At 59.9% G+C, this 17737-nt stretch carries 17 protein-coding genes and 1 pseudogene; 7 read left to right on the forward strand and 11 right to left on the reverse strand.

Annotation, left to right across the window (positions count from 1 at the left end; translation table 11 throughout):
- Positions 1–174: 174 nt before the first annotated feature.
- The gene (locus tag J5M66_RS14560) at positions 175–744 is read left to right on the forward strand and encodes a chorismate mutase (protein WP_024013384.1); all 570 of its coding nucleotides are present in this window, start codon (positions 175–177) and stop codon (positions 742–744) included.
- A 124-nt stretch (positions 745–868) separates the two neighbouring features.
- Positions 869–1150 (forward strand): annotated as a pseudogene (locus J5M66_RS26975) (hypothetical protein); the annotation flags it as partial.
- Positions 1151–1227: 77 nt separating this feature from the next.
- Here J5M66_RS26975 and J5M66_RS14570 read toward each other — a convergent pair.
- A complete protein-coding gene (locus J5M66_RS14570) occupies positions 1228–1563 on the reverse strand; it encodes a hypothetical protein (protein ID WP_024013386.1) in 336 nt (111 codons plus the stop codon).
- A gap of 177 nt (positions 1564–1740) precedes the next feature.
- On the opposite strand from J5M66_RS14570, the gene J5M66_RS14575 reads away from it, so the two are divergent.
- Positions 1741–3396 (forward strand): diguanylate cyclase, encoded by a 1656-nt coding sequence (locus tag J5M66_RS14575; RefSeq protein WP_207808136.1) that lies wholly within the window; start codon positions 1741–1743, stop codon positions 3394–3396.
- Positions 3397–3631: 235 nt separating this feature from the next.
- Here J5M66_RS14575 and J5M66_RS14580 read toward each other — a convergent pair whose 3' ends face one another.
- Positions 3632–4009, reverse strand: a complete 378-nt coding sequence (locus J5M66_RS14580) for a cytochrome c family protein (RefSeq protein WP_207808135.1) — start codon at positions 4007–4009, stop codon at positions 3632–3634.
- 40 nt (positions 4010–4049) lie between these two features.
- Positions 4050–5381, reverse strand: coding sequence for a PLP-dependent aminotransferase family protein (locus J5M66_RS14585; protein ID WP_207808134.1), 1332 nt, complete (start codon positions 5379–5381; stop codon positions 4050–4052).
- Between the two features lie 89 nt (positions 5382–5470).
- Between J5M66_RS14585 and J5M66_RS14590 the strand changes: the two genes are divergently transcribed.
- Positions 5471–6364, forward strand: a complete 894-nt coding sequence (locus J5M66_RS14590; protein ID WP_207808133.1) for a DMT family transporter — start codon at positions 5471–5473, stop codon at positions 6362–6364.
- A 3-nt stretch (positions 6365–6367) separates the two neighbouring features.
- On the opposite strand, the gene J5M66_RS14595 is transcribed toward J5M66_RS14590, so the two are convergent.
- Positions 6368–7183 carry an AraC family transcriptional regulator gene (locus tag J5M66_RS14595; RefSeq protein ID WP_130899270.1) on the reverse strand — a complete coding sequence of 272 codons (816 nt, stop codon included), beginning with the start codon at positions 7181–7183 and terminating at the stop codon, positions 6368–6370.
- A gap of 131 nt (positions 7184–7314) precedes the next feature.
- On the opposite strand from J5M66_RS14595, the gene J5M66_RS14600 reads away from it, so the two are divergent.
- Together J5M66_RS14600 and J5M66_RS14605 are read left to right on the forward strand one after the other, a co-directional pair.
- Positions 7315–7833 (forward strand): carboxymuconolactone decarboxylase family protein, encoded by a 519-nt coding sequence (locus tag J5M66_RS14600; protein WP_207808132.1) that lies wholly within the window; start codon positions 7315–7317, stop codon positions 7831–7833.
- Positions 7834–8019: 186 nt separating this feature from the next.
- Positions 8020–10251, forward strand: coding sequence for a response regulator (locus J5M66_RS14605; RefSeq protein WP_122612147.1), 2232 nt, complete (start codon positions 8020–8022; stop codon positions 10249–10251).
- Here the strand turns inward: J5M66_RS14605 and J5M66_RS14610 are convergent.
- Positions 10219–11664 carry a SulP family inorganic anion transporter gene (locus J5M66_RS14610; protein WP_207808131.1) on the reverse strand — a complete coding sequence of 482 codons (1446 nt, stop codon included), beginning with the start codon at positions 11662–11664 and terminating at the stop codon, positions 10219–10221. The genes J5M66_RS14605 and J5M66_RS14610 overlap by 33 nt on opposite strands.
- A 160-nt stretch (positions 11665–11824) precedes the next feature.
- Between J5M66_RS14610 and J5M66_RS14615 the strand changes: the two genes are divergently transcribed.
- Positions 11825–12169 (forward strand): hypothetical protein, encoded by a 345-nt coding sequence (locus J5M66_RS14615; RefSeq protein WP_123442136.1) that lies wholly within the window; start codon positions 11825–11827, stop codon positions 12167–12169.
- On the opposite strand, the gene J5M66_RS14620 is transcribed toward J5M66_RS14615, so the two are convergent.
- The 6 genes from J5M66_RS14620 to J5M66_RS14645 form a co-directional block, all read right to left on the reverse strand.
- Complete coding sequence (locus J5M66_RS14620; RefSeq protein ID WP_207808130.1) at positions 12136–13152, reverse strand: lysozyme inhibitor LprI family protein; 1017 nt, start codon at positions 13150–13152, stop codon at positions 12136–12138. The genes J5M66_RS14615 and J5M66_RS14620 overlap by 34 nt on opposite strands.
- A gap of 103 nt (positions 13153–13255) precedes the next feature.
- On the reverse strand, positions 13256–13789 hold the full coding sequence (locus J5M66_RS14625; protein WP_123442135.1) for a cysteine hydrolase family protein: 534 nt from the start codon (positions 13787–13789) through the stop codon (positions 13256–13258).
- 65 nt (positions 13790–13854) lie between these two features.
- A complete protein-coding gene (gene ggt, locus J5M66_RS14630; RefSeq protein WP_207808129.1) occupies positions 13855–15582 on the reverse strand; it encodes a gamma-glutamyltransferase in 1728 nt (575 codons plus the stop codon).
- 148 nt (positions 15583–15730) lie between these two features.
- Positions 15731–16318, reverse strand: coding sequence for an NUDIX domain-containing protein (locus tag J5M66_RS14635; RefSeq protein WP_024013397.1), 588 nt, complete (start codon positions 16316–16318; stop codon positions 15731–15733).
- Between the two features lie 98 nt (positions 16319–16416).
- Positions 16417–17052, reverse strand: coding sequence for a lytic polysaccharide monooxygenase auxiliary activity family 9 protein (locus J5M66_RS14640; RefSeq protein ID WP_207808128.1), 636 nt, complete (start codon positions 17050–17052; stop codon positions 16417–16419).
- A gap of 207 nt (positions 17053–17259) precedes the next feature.
- Positions 17260–17700 (reverse strand): hemerythrin domain-containing protein, encoded by a 441-nt coding sequence (locus J5M66_RS14645; RefSeq protein ID WP_016775257.1) that lies wholly within the window; start codon positions 17698–17700, stop codon positions 17260–17262.
- Positions 17701–17737 lie beyond the last annotated feature (37 nt).

Genomic DNA, 17737 nt, shown 5'->3' on the forward strand with positions numbered 1-17737 from the left:
GCAGGCCTGATTGACGATAGCTTCGGTGAGTTGCGTGCAGCGTGCAATCAACATTTCCAGACGGTGTTGATTGTCTGTTTTGCATTTGTGTAAATGCCGTGCATCGCTTTGTGTCAGTGTTGCGGCTGTGGTAAATCAGCGACTCTGTCGACACGTACTATTGAGGCTCGGTTCATGCGTAACGTTGCAAATTTTCTGCTTGGTTCCCTCCTCGCTCTGTCGGCCGCCTACGCTCAGGCAGCCGCACCCGCAGCGGCGCCTGCTTCGTTGAAACCGCTACTGGCCACTTTGAATGAACGCCTGAGCATCGGTGATCTGGTTGCGTTGACCAAATGGGACAGCGGCAAGCCTATTCAGGACAGCCCGCGTGAGGCGCAGGTCATCGCCAATGCCCGAACTCTGGCCACCGAATACAAACTCGATCCGGACGACGTCGCGCAACTTATCGCCGCACAGATGGAAGCGAACAAACTGGTGCAATACGGTCTGCTCGCGCAATGGCAAGCGGCAGGTGCTGCACCGGACACACCGCGTCCGGATCTGGGCAAACAGATCCGCCCGCGCCTGGATGAACTGCAAAAGCGCTTGTTGCAGCAGTACGCCGCCTTCGCGCCCTATCGCCAGGATCCGAATTGCCCGGCATGGCTGGCCGATGTCCGCGGCACTCTGGGCGCCGATGCGCTGCACGACCTGGCGCTGATTCGTGCCAGCGGCGAGTTGTGCATCCGGGCGAAAGCGCTCTGAATCAACGCTCCTGGCAAACATCATCGGCGTCGATGTTCACCATCACGTCAATGAAGTTCTCATAAAAACTGCGCGGCGTAACATCGGCTCCAGACAAACAAACAACTTTCTGGAGCACACGATCATGAAACGCCAAACCCTTCTCGGCATCGCTTTCTCGGTTTTCGCAGTTAACGCTTTTGCAGTAACGCCTGCTCACACCCTGGTCGCTGAAGGCGGCTCGGACAAGCTGATCGAAAGCCGTCTGGCTGAAGGTGGTTCTGATCGTCTGATCGAACGTCGCGTTGCTGAAGGTGGCTCTGATCGTCTGCTCGAACGCCGCGTCGCTGAAGGTGGCTCTGATCGTCTGATCGAACGCCGCGTCGCTGAAGGTGGCTCTGATCGTCTGATCGAGCGCCGCGTTGCATGAATCTACTGCATGACCGCAACCCCCATGAAAAAGCCCGGCCTGATCAGCCGGGCTTTTTTGCATTCAGCCGTCGCTTATTGCGCGGTTTTCAGCTTGACCACGTCACCGGAGATGGTGGTGGTGTAGCCGGTCAGAACCCAGGCCCAGAACCAGTTTTCCTGAACCTGCGTGTTGATCATTGCATCGCCGCCCTTGGCTTGGATGGCCGCGTTTTGCGCGCGCACAAATCGGCTGTTCTGGCGGATTGGGATAATGCCAAACAGCAGCAGGCCGGTGGCCGATGCTTCGCTGTGGCCAACCACGGTGTATTGGTTGCTGTCGTAATGGGCGGTTTTCATCGGGGCGCCGGTGCAACCTGCCAGAACCACACCGAACAGTGCGGCGGCGACTACTTTGCTGAGGTATTTCACAGTAAAACTCCATGGGGAAACGCCCGGGATCCGTCTCTCGGGCGGCGCGCATTCTAACCAAAATGATGGCTCATTGACATCAATCTTCTTTGTATTTACTTGAACCCGTTCGCTGGCCCGCCGTCGGCGATGTCGCATACCATGGCGCCACTTCAATAAAGACAGACACCCGCCTCCATGTTCAAAGCCAGTCTGCGTAGCCATCTCACCCTGTGGTTCGGCGGTTTGTCCCTGCTGACGTTATTGAGCGTCGGCTTTTATGTCGGTCACATCGCCACCGAACAAATGAAACAGGCCAGCGGCAACGCGTTGCTGAACACGGCGCGCGCGGCGGCGACGCTATTGGGCGAACAACTGCGCGAACGGCAACTGGAGGTCTACCTGCTCAGTCGCGCGCCGCATCTGGAGCGTGGTGATCTGGACAATCCAGCCATCCTCAAGTCGATGCAGTTGCGCACCCAGGCGCGCGCCGAATATGCGTGGATGGGCGTCACCGACGCCGAGGGCAACGTGCGCCAGGCGGTCAATGATCTGCTGGTCGGTCAATCGGTGCAGAAACGCCCGTGGTTCCAGATCGGCCTGCGCCGGCAATACACCGGCGATCCCCATGAAGCTGTGTTGCTGGCCAAGTTGTTGCCGGGCCTGCCCAATGGCGAGCCGCTGCGCTTCATCGATTTCGCCGCGCCAATCCACAATGCCGAAGGGCAGGTGATCGGCGTGCTGGGTGCACATGCGCACTGGAGTTGGGTGACGCGCATCGTCGAGTCGGCGGCGTTTTCCCACAAGAACTCGGCGCCGGATATTCAGGCGCTGATCGTCGACCACGATGGCAAGGTGCTCTACCCCGAAGCGCTGATGGGCCAACAGCTGGCGACCAACGATCCGGTATTGTCGGGCTGGACGGCGGCCAACGGTTACCTGACCAGCATGGTCACCGTGCCGACGCCATCGGGCACGGCGCTATCATGGTCGATCGCCATTCGCCAGCCATTGGAGACTGCGCTGCAACCGGCGCGGATGCTGCAATACGAATTGCTAATCCTCGGCGTTTTCGCCGCCATCGTTTTCGGTCTGGTGGCTTATTACTTGGCGCTGTACCTGAGCCGGCCGATCGAACAACTGGCACGCTCGGCCAAACAAGTGCAAAACAACCAGGCCGGCGCGCAGTTTCAGCTCCAGCATCCGGTGCTGGAAATCGCCCAGCTCGGCCAGTCCATCGACGCAATGACGCAGTCACTGCTCGGCAAGGAACGCGAACTGCAAGAAGCCAACGCCTCGCTTGAAGCCACCGTGGCGCAACGCACCGCCGCACTCACCGAGGCCAACGCCGAGCTGCTGAGCCTGGCCACTCACGACGGCCTGACCGGCGTTTACAACCGTCGCCGGTTTGACGAAAAAATCACTGAATACTCGCTGCTGTCCCGACGCACCGGACGCCCGTTTGCCCTGCTGCTGATCGATGCCGACCACTTCAAACGCATCAATGACAGCCACGGCCACGCGGTCGGTGACGAGGTCCTGCAACAACTGGCGACCTTGATCCAGAACAGCGTACGCAGCACCGATTTCGTCGCCCGCTACGGCGGCGAAGAGTTCGCCGTACTGCTGCCGGAAGTCGCGCAACCCGACACCCCGGAAGTCGTCGCCGAAAAGATTCGCGCAGCGGTAGCCGACGCGGAGTTTCCCGGCGTCGGCAACGTTACCGTGAGTATTGGCCTTGGCCTGGCAGATCCGGCGGACAACAACCATACGACGCTGATCAAACGTGCCGATCAGCAGCTGTATCAGGCGAAGGCTGCGGGGCGCAATCAGGTCGCGTTCCATGCCCACTGACACCGGCGTATATCAACCAGAGACAGGCCGGCTCACCGACCCCATCGCTGGCAAGCCAGCTCCCACAGGGATGGGGTAAAAGCGGAAATATGGGTCGTTTGGAGAACCGCTTTCGCCAGCAGGCTCGCTCCCACAGAAAAGCAAAAAAAGGTGACCCGCCGTAAGGGCGGAACCCTAAGCAGCCGTTACCGCAGCAATGGCTATGTACTCAATCAGCCAGGAAACCATCGCCCGACTAGGGCTCAGCACTGAACCTCTGCAGATAAGCCAACAGATTCTCCAGCTTCTCCTCATCACTCAGCCCCCAGAAAATCATCCGCGTCCCCGGCACCACCCCTTTCGGATCCTCGAGATAAGCCTTCAACGTCGCCCGATCCCAGGTAATCCCCGAGTTCTTCATCGCATCGGAATAAACATAATTGGCCGAAGTCCCCGCAGCCCGGCCAATGATGCCGTTGAGCTGCGGACCAAACCCCGAACGAGCCGACTCGCCAACCTGATGGCAACCGCCGCACAGACGCGGAAAGATTTTCGCCCCGGCCTCAGGATCGCCCTCAGCCTGTGCGCTGGTGCTGAAGATCAAGGCGAGAAACAGTGTCGTGGTGAATTTCATTGAACAGTCCAAACCTCGCTTCGCATGGCGTGGGTGCAGTTTACAGATAAGCGCCGACAATCGTTCTGACGGTGATCAACGCCTGACGCAACACGTGCATGTCCACCGAGCCAAGAGCCAGACGAATCGCATGGGGCGTATGGGTCGACAGCGAAAACGGCTCGGCGCTGGTGACGGAAATCTGCTGCTGCATCAACTCGACCACGATCTGATCGGCACGCACATCTTCGGGCAACGGCAACCACAGAAAATACGAGGCCGGATGAGCAATGTAGCGCAGCCCTTTGAGCACCTCGGCGGCCAAGGCCTGTCGCGCCATCGCATCACGACGTTTCTGCGCCTCAAGCACGGTGACGGTGCCGTCGTCGAGCCAGCCGCACGCAATGGCGGTCATCACCCCAGGCGTGTTCCATGTCGTCGCGCGAATGATTCGCTCCAGTGCGGACACTAGAGGAAGCGGCGCGGCAATGAAGCCGACCCGCAATCCGGTGGCGATGTTTTTCGACAGGCCCGATACGTAAAACGTCCGTTCCGGTGCCAGTTCAATCAACGGACATGGCGGATTTTCGACCAGAAACGCGTAGGCAGCGTCTTCAATGATTGTCAGATTGTGCCGCCGGGCAATCGCCACCAATTGCTCGCGCTGTTCCAGTGGCATGACCCAGCCCAGCGGATTGTGCAGCGTCGGCATGCTGTATACGGCGCGCACCGCACGCTGGCGACAGAGTCTGTCCAGTGCCGGCAAATCCGGGCCGTGCTCCGTCATCGGGATCGCCAGCACTTCCAGATGCAGCGCGTCGGCCAGCACCTTGAATCCCGAATAGGTCAGCGCATCGGCGGCGATCACATCGCCGGGTTTGAGCAGGGCCATCAGCGTCACCGCCAAACCTTGCTGAGCGCCATTGACGACCAGCACTTGGTCGGCTTCAACCGCCACGCCGCGTGTCGACAAATGTCGCGCCACCGAGGCGCGTTCGTGGGCACGTCCCGCGTGGGGTTGATAACGCAGCAGTGCTTCCAGATCACCGGACAACGCCAGTTGGCGCAACGCCGTGCGCAACAGTTCAGCCTGACCTGGCAACGAGGGATAGTTGAAATTCAGGTCGATCATGCCGACCGCCACGTCTTTCTGATCGATGCCCTGCCCCGGCGCCAGCGACGTTTCCCGAACAAACGTGCCGCGCCCGGCTTCGCCACTGACCAGGCCCATCGCTTCAAGCTCCGCATAAACCCGTGAAGCGGTAACCAGCGCCAGACCTTCCTGGCTCGCCAGCTGCCGATGCGTTGGCAGTCGCGTGCCCGGCGCCAATCGTCCGCCACGAATGTCTGCCGCATAGCGATCAACCAGGGTCTTGTAACGGGAACGCGGCATGTCGGCCGTATCCATGACAATTTTTTGATTGTGCTGATTCTCCGCCCTAGGATCACGGCGACACAAGCCACTTTTTGAGCGCGACCGACATGCACACAACATCGACTGCGGCCCACCCGGCACTGGAAAAAACCAGTGGCTGGATCAACGGTTTTATCGGCGTGCTGATTTTCAGCGGTTCGCTGCCGGCCACACGTTTGGCGGTGCTGGAATTCGATCCGGTGTTTCTGACCGTGGTGCGAGCAGCGATTGCCGGGGCACTGGCCGTCGGACTTCTGCTGTTGTTCAAACAGCGGCGACCGGCGCATCATCAGTGGCTGTCGCTGTTGATTGTGGCGCTGGGCGTGGTGTTGGGTTTCCCGCTGCTGACCGCGTTGGCATTGCAGCACGTAACGTCAGCGCACTCGATTGTGTTTGTAGGATTGCTGCCGCTGGCCACGGCGATGTTTGGTGTCTTGCGTGGCGGTGAGCGGCCACGTCCAGTGTTCTGGTTCTTTTCGGTGCTGGGCAGCGCATTGGTGGTGGGCTTTGCCCTGTCCCAAGGCTTGAGCGCCTCGCCCACCGGCGATCTGCTGATGCTCGCGGCGATCCTGGCCTGCGGCCTCGGTTACGCCGAAGGCGCGAAACTGTCGCGCAGCCTCGGCGGCTGGCAGGTGATCTGCTGGGCGCTGGTGTTGTCGTTACCGCTGATGGCAGTGCTGAGCCTGTGGCTGGCGCCCGCTTCGTTCGCCGACATCAGCTTGCCTGCGTGGATGTGCCTGGGCTACGTGTCGCTGTTCAGCATGCTGATCGGCTTCGTGTTCTGGTATCGCGGTCTGGCACAAGGTGGAATCGCAGCGGTCGGGCAGTTGCAGTTGCTGCAGCCGTTTTTTGGTCTGGCACTGGCGGCGACGTTGCTGCATGAGCAGGTCAGTGTCGGCATGCTCGGCGTCACGCTGGGGGTGATTCTTTGCGTGGCCGGAGCGAAGAAATTCGCCAGGTAATGTTCAGTGTTCGGCTTTCCATTGCCGAGGACTGAGCCCGGTCTTGCGCCGAAACGCCCGGGCCAGCGCCGACGGACTTTCGTATCCAACCTCCTCGGCAATCAATGCAATCGGGCGGCCTTCGCGCAGGCGTTTCTGCGCAAGACTGACGCGCCAGCTCAGCAGGTAATCGGCCGGCGTCTGCCCGACCACGCGGCGGAACTGCTCGGCAAAACCGGCGCGGGACTGGTTCGCCGCTGCAGCGAGATCAGCGACACTCCAAGGCTTGTGCGGCTGCTCGTGGATCAGGTTCAAGGCGCGAGACACGCGCGGATCCGCCAGCCCGGCCATCATGCCCGGTTGCTGATCACGACTGCCGATGAGATGGCGCAGCAGCAGAATCACCAGCAATTCAAACAGGCGATCCATCACCGCCACGCGCCCGCAATGCCCTTCAAAAGCTTCGTTGAACAGCCAGTCAAGGGTGCTGCGCAATTCCGGGATATCGGTGAGTTTCAATACCAGATAGTCCGGTAACGCGGCGGCCAGGGCATTGCCTGAGCCACCGTCGAAGCTCAGCGAGGCGCACACCACCTGGCTGGCCATGGCCTCGTCGGCAAACATCCGGTGAGTGAAAGGCCGGGGAAAGAAAATCAGCGACGGTTCTTCCAGGCGAATTTCCCGCTCGTTGCCCGGTTTGAGCAGCAACGCCCCGGCTTGCAGAACATGCACATGGCCGACCGGTTCGCCTTGGTGAACGCTCACGCCGCAAAACGCGCCGCTATGGAAGGTGCCGGCGTTCACACCGAAATGACTGAGTAATGTGGAAAGGCGATCCATGGCTGACTCCCGAAGGCATATCTGGACGATCTGCCGCATATCCTCGACGATTTGCCGCCAAAGCGCCATTGGCAGCCCCTAAGATCTCTCAATCGCCGCTGCACTTCGCTGCGGAATTTCGGAGAATCACCATGAGCCGCATCCCTGCAATCAGCCTCGACACCGCCACCGATGCCACCCGTCCCGCACTGGAAGGCGTAAAGAAAAAAATCGGCTTCCTGCCCAACGTCTTCACCACCCTCGCCCAGGCGCCGGTTGCATTCGACACTTACCTGCAAGCCTCGGCCATCCTCGGCAAGACCTCATTGAGCGGCAAAGAGAAAGAAGCCATCTACCTCGCTACTTCGCAAGTCAACGGTTGCGACTATTGCCTGTCCGCACACACCGTGTTTGCCGGCAAAGCCGGGCTGTCGGCGCAGGACATCATCGCGGCACGTCACGGCGAACTGAATGCCTACGCCGCCCTCGCCCGCGAACTGACCGAAACCCGTGGCCACTTGAGCGATGAACAATTGGCCACTGCCCGCGCTGCCGGTATCGATGACCGCAAGATCATCGAAGTGATTGCCCTGGTGGCCGTGCAGACATTGACCAACTACCTGAACAACACGGCGCTGACCGACATTGACTTCCCGGCCGTAGAGGCCTGAGCAGTCGCTCACGAACTGAAGAAAAATCCGCTGGCGAAAAGATGCTCTTTTCGCCAGCGCTGTTTTTTGCTGCCATGATGTAGGTCAGAATAATTCGCAGCGCAAACAGTGTCTGGTGCGCTGAAACCAAACACCCTGCGCGCAGGTCTTTGTTCTCAGACAAATGCCCGGAAAGACACGAACCCCATGACAGACTGGTTGCAAGACAACGGCGAGATGGCCGGGCAGATCCGCCGTCACGACTGGGCAAATTCGCCCCTCGGCCCGTTGGAAAACTGGCCCGATGTACTCAAGACCACTGTCTCGCTCAGTCTCGCCTCGCATTTCCCTCAGGCGATCGTCTGGGGCCCGCAACTCATCACTCTCTATAACGACGCCTTCGTACCGATTCTCGGCGACAAGCCGCACGCGTTGGGACGCCCTTTCAGCGACATCTGGAAGGAAGCCTGGCACGAGATCAGCCCGATTGCTGAGGCCGCGTACGCCGGCCAGGCCACCTACATCGAAAACTTTGCTCTGCAGATCGAACGCGGCAAAGGCCCGGAGCAGGCGTTCTTCACTTTTTGCTATAGCCCGATTCGTGATTCCCACGGCAATGTCGTCGGCATGATCGACACCGTCACCGAGACCACCCAGACCGTTTATCTCAACCGACGCCTGGCGGTCCTCGATGCCATCGGCGAAGCGGTGACCAATGCCACGGATGCGCAAGCAATCCTGGCGGCAAGCACGCGGCTGATGGTCGAGCAACTGCGTCTGTCCAATTGCGCCTACGCCGACATGGATGCCGACGAGGATGGCTTCACCATTCGCGGCGACTATGCAGCGCCGGGTTCGCCGAGCATCGTCGGCCACTACCATTTGCGCGATTTCGGCGAGAAAGCCGTACGCCTTCTGCGCGCGGGTCAACCTTTGGTGATCCACGACAACCGCAGCGAATTGCCGCCGGAAGAATCAGCGACCTTTCAGGGCATAGGCATCACCGCCACCATTTGCGTGCCGCTGATCAAGCAAGGTCGTCTTACCGCGTTAATGGCCATTCACGACAAAGTGCCGCGTGTGTGGTCGAGCTTCGAACAGGCGCTGCTCAGCGAAGTCACCGAACGTTGCTGGGCGCACATCGAGCGAGTGCGCGCCGACGCCAACGTGCGCGAGGGCCTGCTTGCATTGGCTGAACTCAATGCCACGCTGGAGCAACGGGTCGAAGAGCGCAGCCTGCGTCTGGCCCAGGCCGAGTCGGCGCTGCGCCAGTCGCAGAAGCTCGAAGCCATCGGCCAATTGACCGGCGGCGTCGCCCATGACTTCAACAATTTGCTGACGATCATTCGTTCGTCGGTGGATTTTCTGCGCCAGCCCAACCTGCCGGAAGAACGCCGCCAACGCTACATGCGCGCGGTTTCCGACACGGTCGAGCGCGCCTCCAAGCTGACCAGCCAGTTGCTCGCCTTCGCCCGCCGTCAGCCGCTCAATCCGCAGGTAGTCGACGCCGGCGAACGTTTGGCAAACATCGGCGAAATGCTCGAATCGGTCACCGGCGCGCAGATTCACGTGTGCGTCGAGCGCCCGGATCACCCCTGCTACATCCGCGTCGATCTCAGTCAGTTTGAAACCGCGTTGATCAACATCGCCCTGAACGCTCGCGACGCCATGAATGGTCAGGGTGAACTGAAATTGCGCCTGGAGTGCCATAAAGCGCTGCCGCCGATTCGCGGCCACGCGGGGTCCAGCAGCCATTTCGTGTCGATTGCCCTGGCCGACACCGGTGCCGGCATCGACGCACACACCCTCGAACACATCTTCGAGCCGTTCTTTACCACCAAGGCTGTCGGCAAAGGCACGGGGCTGGGGCTGTCGCAGGTGTTCGGCTTCGCCAAGCAATCGGGCGGCAACGTCGATGTTTCCAGCGTCCTTGGCCAAGGCACCGAGTTCACCTTGTATTTGCCGCAAGTGCCGGCGATCGAGGCAGAAATGGACGAAGCAGAGGACGATGGCGAGGTGCAGCCGGCCTGCGAAAAACGCCGGGTGCTGGTGGTAGAAGACAATCTCGACGTCGGCCGTTTCGCCAACCAGATCCTCCAGGATCTGGGCTATGAAACCGCATGGGCGACCAACGCTGAAGAAGCCCTGCAGTTGGCCGGTAGCGATGCCAGCGCGTTCGATGCGGTGTTTTCCGACGTAGTCATGCCGGGCATCACCGGCGTCGCGTTGGCCAAGGAACTGCGTCAGCGTCGCCCCGACCTGCCGGTGATTCTCACCTCCGGCTACAGCGAAGAACTGGCCCGCAGCGGGTACGAAGGTTTTGAATTTCTCGCCAAGCCCTACTCCGCCGAACAGGTCTCGCGGATTCTCGGCAAGACCTGGCTCAAGGACGCAAAACCAGCGGCGTCAGTCGTGATCGACGCCGGCGCGCTTGAGTAATTTCTTGCAGCGTTCCGACAGATGAAACACCTGTAGATGCTTGCCCGCCTTGGCGTAGCGTTCACGCAGGGTTTTCAATGCGGCGATCGCCGAGTAATCGACAAAGCTCAGGTGCCGGCAATCGAGAGTGACTTTGGCCGGGTCGTTGGCCGGATCGAACTGGTTGAGAAACGGCGTGGTCGAGGCGAAAAACAGCGTGCCGTGCAGGCGATAGAGCTTGCTGCCATCGGCTTCAAGATGTTCATCGGCATACAGTTCGCGGGCCTGCTGCCAGGCGAAGTTGAGCGCGGCGATGACGATCCCGCATAGCACGGCCGTGGCCAGATCGGTGAACACGGTGATGGTGGTCACCGCGATGATCACCAGCACATCGTGCAGCGGCACCTTGTTTATCACCCGCAACGACGCCCAGGCGAAGGTCTGCTGCGACACCACAAACATCACCCCCACCAGCGCGGCGAGCGGAATACGCTCGATCAGCGGTGACAGAAACAGAATGAACAACAGAATCAGCACACCGGCAACCACGCCGGACAAGCGCCCGCGCCCGCCGGAGCTGAGATTGATCACGGTCTGCCCGATCATCGCGCAACCGCCCATGCCTCCGAACGCCCCGGACACCATGTTCGCCGCGCCGAGCGCTACGCACTCGCGATCCGGATAGCCACGGGTTTCGGTGATCTCGTCGGTCAGGTTCAGCGTCAGCAGGGTTTCCAGCAGGCCGACCATCGCCATCAGGATCGCGTACGGGGCGATGATGCGCAGCGTTTCCAGGCTCCACGCAATGTCCGGCATGGCGAATGTCGGCAGACCGCCGGCAATGTGCGCCATGTCGCCGAGGGTGCGGGTCGGCAGCCCGAACAGGTAGACCAGCAGGCCGACACCAAGGATCGCCACCAGGGCCGGCGGTACCGCTTTGGTCAGGCGCGGCAGGATGTAAACGATGGCCATGGTCAGTAGCACTAGCCCGGTCATCAGATACAGCTGCGTACCGCTGAGCCAGTGCTCGCCGCTTTTGAAGTGCTCCAGTTGCGCCAGCGCAATGATGATCGCCAGGCCGTTGACGAAACCGAGCATCACCGGATGCGGCACCATGCGCACCAGTTTGCCCAAGCGCAACAGCCCGAACGCCATCATGATCAGACCGCCGAGCAGCACCGTCGCCAGCAGATATTGCACGCCGTGTTGCACCACCAGCGCGACGATCACCACCGCCATCGAACCCGCCGCACCGGAAACCATGCCCGGTCGACCGCCAAACAATGCCGTCAGCGTGCAAATGATGAACGCGCCGTACAGGCCCATCAGCGGATTGAGATGCGCGACCAGCGCGAAAGCAATGCATTCGGGCAACAGGGCGAATGAGGTGGTGAGTCCGGCGAGGACATCGGCGCGCAGACGAATCGGTTTCATGGCTTACCTGACTGAGCGGCCGCTGGGCACGGCTGCTGTTTTCGCGAAAAAAGAGGGAGGCGAATGTTACGGAATTGTTCAGCCTCGGGCCAGTGAAACGCTGACATGGGGTGGCGCGGGCCTTATCCTTGCAGGCTTGTCCATCGAATCGAGTCGCAGCATGTCAGCGTTTTTGTCCGCCCGTGATGTGTGTCAGCGCCTGCGCGAAGCTGCGCTGGGCGTGCTTGGGTTCGAAGTCTGCCAGGTAATGTCCGAGACCGGGCTGATTGCCGTTGATATCGAGGGCTGGCATCTGCGGTTGGACTTCGCCGAGGGACACTTGCATCACTGTGAATACGCGCGCAACTGCGCCGGGGATGAAGCGACGCTGGACACTTGGCAGCGTTATGGTACCGACCCGGTGAGTCTGCTCAGCACGTGGGAATTGGCGCAGATCGAACGGTTAGTGCGTGAGGCGGATGGAGTTGTGGCTCAGGGCATCATTTCCAGAACCAGAGACGACTGACTTTCGTGCATGCGGTCATACCAGCCCTGCAGCACATCGGGCAGCCGCTTCTTCCACTTCGCCACGTTGGTGTAGTACCGCAGATGTTCATGGCTCTGGTCATCGTAGCTTTTGAAGATCAGCCAGACCTGCGCATCGGCCGCGCTCATCAGGATCCCGATGCCGCCGAGACCGCGCATCCACATTTCTACAACCTGAGCATCGGGCACATCTTTTGAGTTTTCGCCGACCTGCAAGGAACCGGAGGTCTCTACCAGTTTTTGGTAGTCGGTCTTGAGCAGCGAACGCAGTGCCTGATCTTCTGCGGGTGTGCGAGCCAGACCCAGGCTGAGCAGATCGTAATCCAGCTTCAGCGGTTGTTCGGAGGCGACATACCGACCGGCGTAATACACGCCCATGCCTCCGCCGCAGTCGGAGTCCGCACCGGTTTGCGTGACGTTCAGTACGCCATTGATGGGCGTGAAGGCGAGTTTGCAGGCGTCCTCGGCGTACACGGCTGTTCCATCCTTGAGTATGGCAACGCCAGTCAAGTCTCCGGAATTGGCGCCCTCGCCTGCCGAGATATCGATGGCGATATGCGTGGCATTACGACGTTGGGTGACAAGGGTCGCCGAGGTCGAGGTGCCGCGCGGAATCAGTTGCCAGGTGGCATCCCAACTGAAGGGCTGAACCGCGTGTTCGAGCTCAGTGAGGCGCATCAGGTATTCGCGCCGAAGACACGCGCTCAGGGCACCGCAGGCGTTGCGGTTTTTCAGCCACTGACGCTGGTCGGTTTTCAGCATTTTGGGATCGGCAACTTTGCCCAGCGTGGTCCGCCATTGCTCGGCGAGCTTGTCGTCAAGGGTTGAGAGGTAGGGATCAGTGCAGATGGCTTTTTCGGTTTTGCTGGTGGCATGGGTGCAATCGAAACTGCTGGCGTGGGCGGTGCAGGCGAGGACGAGAGATGTCAGCGCCACGGCGTGACGCAGGTAGATAGCGAACATCGAGAGATTCCATTCTTCGGGCGGCGGGGATTATGCCAGTGCTGCTGCCGTAAATCGCCGTTGTCGTAGAGTCTGCTCGCTCCCACAGGGGTTTTATGTGAGTTCAGAAGGTGATTTGGGCTGCCGGTTTGACGTCGATTCGTGCCACGGAACTGGTCAGGGCGGCGAAGTCCTTGTTGTGTTCGGCAATGATGTCCTCGGCGCTCATGTTGCCGTTATCGACCGTCGAATGCGCATCCTGCGCGACGACGATGTCGTAGCCCAGTGAATGCGCGCTGCGCACCGTGGCGTTGACGCAGTAATCGGTTTGCAGGCCGCAGATGATCAGGCGTTCGAAGTCCTCGCTGGGCAGCAGCTTGCCGAGATCGGTCTGGTAGAAAGAGTCCCCGGTGGTTTTGTCTACGCGCAGGTCTTTCGTAGAAGTCAGAAGGTTTTTCGCCAGTTGCCAACCCTCAGCACCGCGAACAAATGAGCCGTCCTTTTCTTCGTGCTGAATCAAAACCACCGGAACGCCAGCCGTACGGGCGCGTTGGCTGAGATCATTGATCGTGGCGATCACGCGGTCGATTTCAAAGCACTGATATTCACCAGCACACAGCGCCTGCTGGACGTCGATGATCAGTAATGCGGTGGTCATGTCGAGCCTTCCTTGATCAGTCCTTGAGAATAGGGCGGACCTGCGCCCGCCCCTTTTTACTCCGCTCAGTAACCCAAAGACAAGCCGGTATTGCGCCGTGGATCGTTGGCGCCGTAGAAGCGATTCTTGCCAACCGGTTTGCCGTCCAGTGACGGCGCGCCGACCAGAATCGCGGCGATGTGGTTGGCATCCTGCGGGCCGGCAAACTTGTGGCCCCAGCTTTCCAGGATTTTTTTCGTATCCGGGCTGGCGGCGAAGTCTTCGAGGTTGGTTTCCTCCGGCATCCACTGCTGATGGAAGCGCGGCGCGTCGACCGCTTCCTGCAAGCCCATGCCGTAATCGATGACGTTGAGCATGGTCAGCAAGGTCGCGGTGATGATCCGGCTACCACCCGGCGTGCCGACCACCATCACCACTTTGCCATCCTTGGTGACGATGGTCGGACTCATCGACGACAGCGGCGCCTTGCCCGGTGCGATGGCATTGGCCTCCCCCTGGACCAGCCCGTACATGTTCGGCACGCCGACCTTGGAGGTGAAGTCGTCCATCTCGTCGTTGAGAATCACCCCGGTCTTGCTGGCCATGACGCCCGCGCCGAACCAGTCGTTGAGCGTGTACGTCACCGAAACGGCATTGCCCCACTTGTCGACAATCGAATAGTGCGTGGTGTTGCTGCCCTCGTGGGGCTCTACACCGGGCTTGAGCTCAGCCGACACGCCAGCCTTCTGCGGCTGGATGGCGTTGCGCAGTTTGGTCGCGTAATTCTTGTCCAGCAGGTGCTCGATCGGATTCTTCACGAAATCCGGATCGCCGAGGTAGCTGTTGCGATCGACGTACGCATGGCGCATCGCTTCGATCTGGTAGTGCATGCCCTGAGCGGAATGGAAGCCCAGGTCCTTCATCGGATAACCTTCGAGAATGTTCATGATCTGGCAGATCACCACCCCGCCGGAGCTTGGCGGTGGCGCCGAGACTACGTGATAGCCGCGATAATCGCATTCCACCGGGGCCAGTTCGCGAGTCTTGTATTTGTCCAGGTCGGCCTGGGTGATGATGCCTTTGTTGGCCTGGCTGGAAGTGACAATGGCATCGGCGACCCAACCTTTGTAGAAGCCGTCGGCGCCCTTGTCGGAGATTGTCCGCAGGGTTTTCGCCAGATCCTTTTGCACCAGTTTCTGCCCGACCTGCATCGGCTCGCCGTTGCTGAGGAAGATCGAGCCGGAATCGCGCATGTCCTTCTTGAACACATCCGTCGCGTATTCGAGCAGCTCGACATCGCCCTGCTGCAATTCGAAACCGTCTTCGGCCAGTTTGATCGCCGGGGCAATCATCTCCTTGCGCTGTTTGGTGCCGTATTTGCTCAGCGCCAGCTCCATGCCGGACACCGTACCCGGTACGCCGACCGCCAGGTGCCCGCGCGTGCTCAGTTCCGGAATGACGTTACCGTCCTTGTCCAGATACATGTTGGCGGTCGCTGCCAGCGGCGCTTTTTCACGGAAATCGAGAAAGGTCTTGCGCCCGTCCGCCAGTTGAATAGTCATGAACCCGCCGCCGCCAAGGTTGCCCGCAGCCGGATAGACCACCGCCAGCGCATAGCCCACGGCCACTGCCGCATCCACGGCATTGCCGCCGTTTTTCAAAACGTCGACGCCGACATGGGTCGCCAGATGTTGCGCGGTGACCACCATGCCGTTTTCCGCCGCCACCGGCGCCACTGATGCCGCGTGAGCCATGAGACAGCTGAGCGCCAGAGAGGTCGCAATGAGCGATCTGGCCAAAGGTTCGTACTTCATGAGTCGATCTCTTTTTGTTTTTGGGGACTGCGCAAAACGCAGGGCAACGCTTCAGGAGCAACAAGCAGTATGGCCGGCTTTGGGTATTGCGCCTCCCCGTTCAGCCAGTATGCTGAGCCATCGCAGTCTTCGGCAGCTCCTGCCCGAATCAAGCGAAGAGGTTATTCATCGCTGCGTACTGCAACAGCATGATGGTCTTGGCGTCACAGATCTCGCCGCGTTGAAATGCTGCCAGTGCCTCATCGAAGCCCCATTCGAGCACTTCCAGTTCTTCGGTTTCCTCTTCCAGGCCACCACCGTCGCTGACTTTGGACGCGGCGTCGTATTCGGCGATAAAAAAATGCAGCTTCTCCGTCACCGAGCCGGGACTCATGTACGCCTCGAATACTTTTTTCACGTCATGCACGCGATAACCGGTTTCCTCCTCGGCTTCGTCACGAATGCGTTGCTCAGGGGCGGCACCTTCCAGCAACCCGGCGGCCACCTCGATCAACAATCCATCGTGGCCGTTGACGAACACCGGCAAACGAAACTGGCGGGTCAGCACCACCGTGCGCTTTTCGCGGTTGAACAGCAGAATCGCCGCGCCGTTGCCCCGGTCGTATACCTCGCGGGTCTGGCGCTGCCATTCGCCGTTGTTGCGGTGGTAATCGAAGGTGATTTTCTTCAACAGATACCAGTCGTGGGACAACACCTGAGTGTCGACGATGTTGACCCGTTCGGCTGTGTTGGACATCGCGTCTGATCCTGTCTTCATGGGGGACTGCCATGGTCGGACAATTGCGCCGACAAAAAAAGCCCGGCAGCGCTACCGGGCTCGTTCCGCTCCCGCGGTTACTGGAAGTCGACGTCGAAGGCCTGGTAGAAGGCGTTGCCGGTATTGGCGACGATCCACATCAGCACAATGACGTGATGACCCTGCTTGTTCGCAGGCAGCTTCACTTGATGATCGACCTTGGCCTTCAATTCGCCGGCATGGCTGTAATACGGCACTTGCGGGTAGAAGTCTTCGAATAACGGCTGGGTTTCCAGCTGCGCACGGCTGATGCGTTGCTGGGGATCCCAGCCGTCTTGGGTGATCAGCCAGCGATAACCTCGGGTGGTGTGCGGCGCGGTGTACGCCCAGCTGACCTCGAAAATCTGCCCCGGATCGACATTCAGCAGCGGCCAGTTGAATGAACGGCCGAGCTTCTTGCTCATCTCGTCGTCGGTGTAATTGACGCAATCGCGGGCATCGGTCTTGCCGCCGCTGAGAATGTAGCCATCGGCCGGCGGCGCGACGCTGTCCGAGTCGGTCTCGAAAGGTTGCGGGAAAGGTCCGGCGTCCATGGCCGGAAAGTTCTTGCCACCTTCCATTTCATTGACTTGCCAGGCGCCTAGCAAGCCGAGGTCGATGGCGACCGCGCCGCGACTCGCTGGCGAGGTGACACGACCGTGTTTGAGTTGGGTTTGTGGGATTGCCTGATTCATCTTGCTCACTCCGTTGATTTGAGAACTCTCCTTCCCGAGGAGAGGCCTTCAAGCTAACGGAGGTGAATTTTTTGTCCATCGGCGCTTTTGTCACAGTCCCAGTGTGCAAGACGTAAAAAGCCCGGAAACACTGGATGCATAACCAGTGCTCGACGACGCATCGCACCCAACGTGTAGCTGAACACCTACACGCCGAGTCGCCTTTGGTCATTCAGACAGTTGCGCCTGATACTCCTTTTCGTACTGCCCGGCGAGTTGGGTTTTCTGTTTATCGTCGAGCAGCTTGCCGGCCATCTGGAAGAATTTGTGCTCTTCTTCTTCGAGGTGGTGATGAACCTTGTCGGAAAGCTTTTTGGCCGTGGCCAGCCAGGCCGGACTGGACATTTCGGTCTCGTCGAGCTCTTCCATCATCTCGTCCATTTCGTGGTGTTCGGCGATGGCGTGGCGGCTCAGGTCCACGCCTTCATCGATTTCCATCAACGGAATGTAGAAATGCCGCTCTTCAGCGGTTTCATGCGCTTGCAGTTCTGCTTTGAGCTGCTTGTAGGCCTCGACTCGCTCAGGGCTGTCGCCGCTGGTCGCGATCAAAGCCTTGGCGTAAGTGCGCTGGCGCTCGTGGCTTTCGCGCAGGGCTTCAAAAATATTCACGGGATTTCCTCATCAATCGCGCTCAGGGAAAGACGCG

The sequence above is a fragment of the Pseudomonas sp. 67(2021) genome (assembly GCF_017491835.1).
GTDB classification, from domain to species: Bacteria; Pseudomonadota; Gammaproteobacteria; order Pseudomonadales; family Pseudomonadaceae; genus Aquipseudomonas; species Aquipseudomonas atacamensis.

What these genes read in the sequence shown, in the direction of transcription:
- J5M66_RS14560 (WP_024013384.1), top strand. Translation starts at nt 175, where the DNA reads ATGCGTAACGTTGCAAATTTTCTGCTTGGTTCCCTCCTCGCTCTGTCG.
- J5M66_RS14575 (WP_207808136.1), top strand. Translation starts at nt 1,741, where the DNA reads ATGTTCAAAGCCAGTCTGCGTAGCCATCTCACCCTGTGGTTCGGCGGT.
- J5M66_RS14580 (WP_207808135.1), bottom strand. Translation starts at nt 4,009, where the DNA reads ATGAAATTCACCACGACACTGTTTCTCGCCTTGATCTTCAGCACCAGC.
- J5M66_RS14585 (WP_207808134.1), bottom strand. Translation starts at nt 5,381, where the DNA reads ATGCCGCGTTCCCGTTACAAGACCCTGGTTGATCGCTATGCGGCAGAC.
- J5M66_RS14590 (WP_207808133.1), top strand. Translation starts at nt 5,471, where the DNA reads ATGCACACAACATCGACTGCGGCCCACCCGGCACTGGAAAAAACCAGT.
- J5M66_RS14595 (WP_130899270.1), bottom strand. Translation starts at nt 7,183, where the DNA reads ATGGATCGCCTTTCCACATTACTCAGTCATTTCGGTGTGAACGCCGGC.
- J5M66_RS14600 (WP_207808132.1), top strand. Translation starts at nt 7,315, where the DNA reads ATGAGCCGCATCCCTGCAATCAGCCTCGACACCGCCACCGATGCCACC.
- J5M66_RS14605 (WP_122612147.1), top strand. Translation starts at nt 8,020, where the DNA reads ATGACAGACTGGTTGCAAGACAACGGCGAGATGGCCGGGCAGATCCGC.
- J5M66_RS14610 (WP_207808131.1), bottom strand. Translation starts at nt 11,664, where the DNA reads ATGAAACCGATTCGTCTGCGCGCCGATGTCCTCGCCGGACTCACCACC.
- J5M66_RS14615 (WP_123442136.1), top strand. Translation starts at nt 11,825, where the DNA reads ATGTCAGCGTTTTTGTCCGCCCGTGATGTGTGTCAGCGCCTGCGCGAA.
- J5M66_RS14620 (WP_207808130.1), bottom strand. Translation starts at nt 13,152, where the DNA reads ATGTTCGCTATCTACCTGCGTCACGCCGTGGCGCTGACATCTCTCGTC.
- J5M66_RS14625 (WP_123442135.1), bottom strand. Translation starts at nt 13,789, where the DNA reads ATGACCACCGCATTACTGATCATCGACGTCCAGCAGGCGCTGTGTGCT.
- ggt (WP_207808129.1), bottom strand. Translation starts at nt 15,582, where the DNA reads ATGAAGTACGAACCTTTGGCCAGATCGCTCATTGCGACCTCTCTGGCG.
- J5M66_RS14635 (WP_024013397.1), bottom strand. Translation starts at nt 16,318, where the DNA reads ATGTCCAACACAGCCGAACGGGTCAACATCGTCGACACTCAGGTGTTG.
- J5M66_RS14640 (WP_207808128.1), bottom strand. Translation starts at nt 17,052, where the DNA reads ATGAATCAGGCAATCCCACAAACCCAACTCAAACACGGTCGTGTCACC.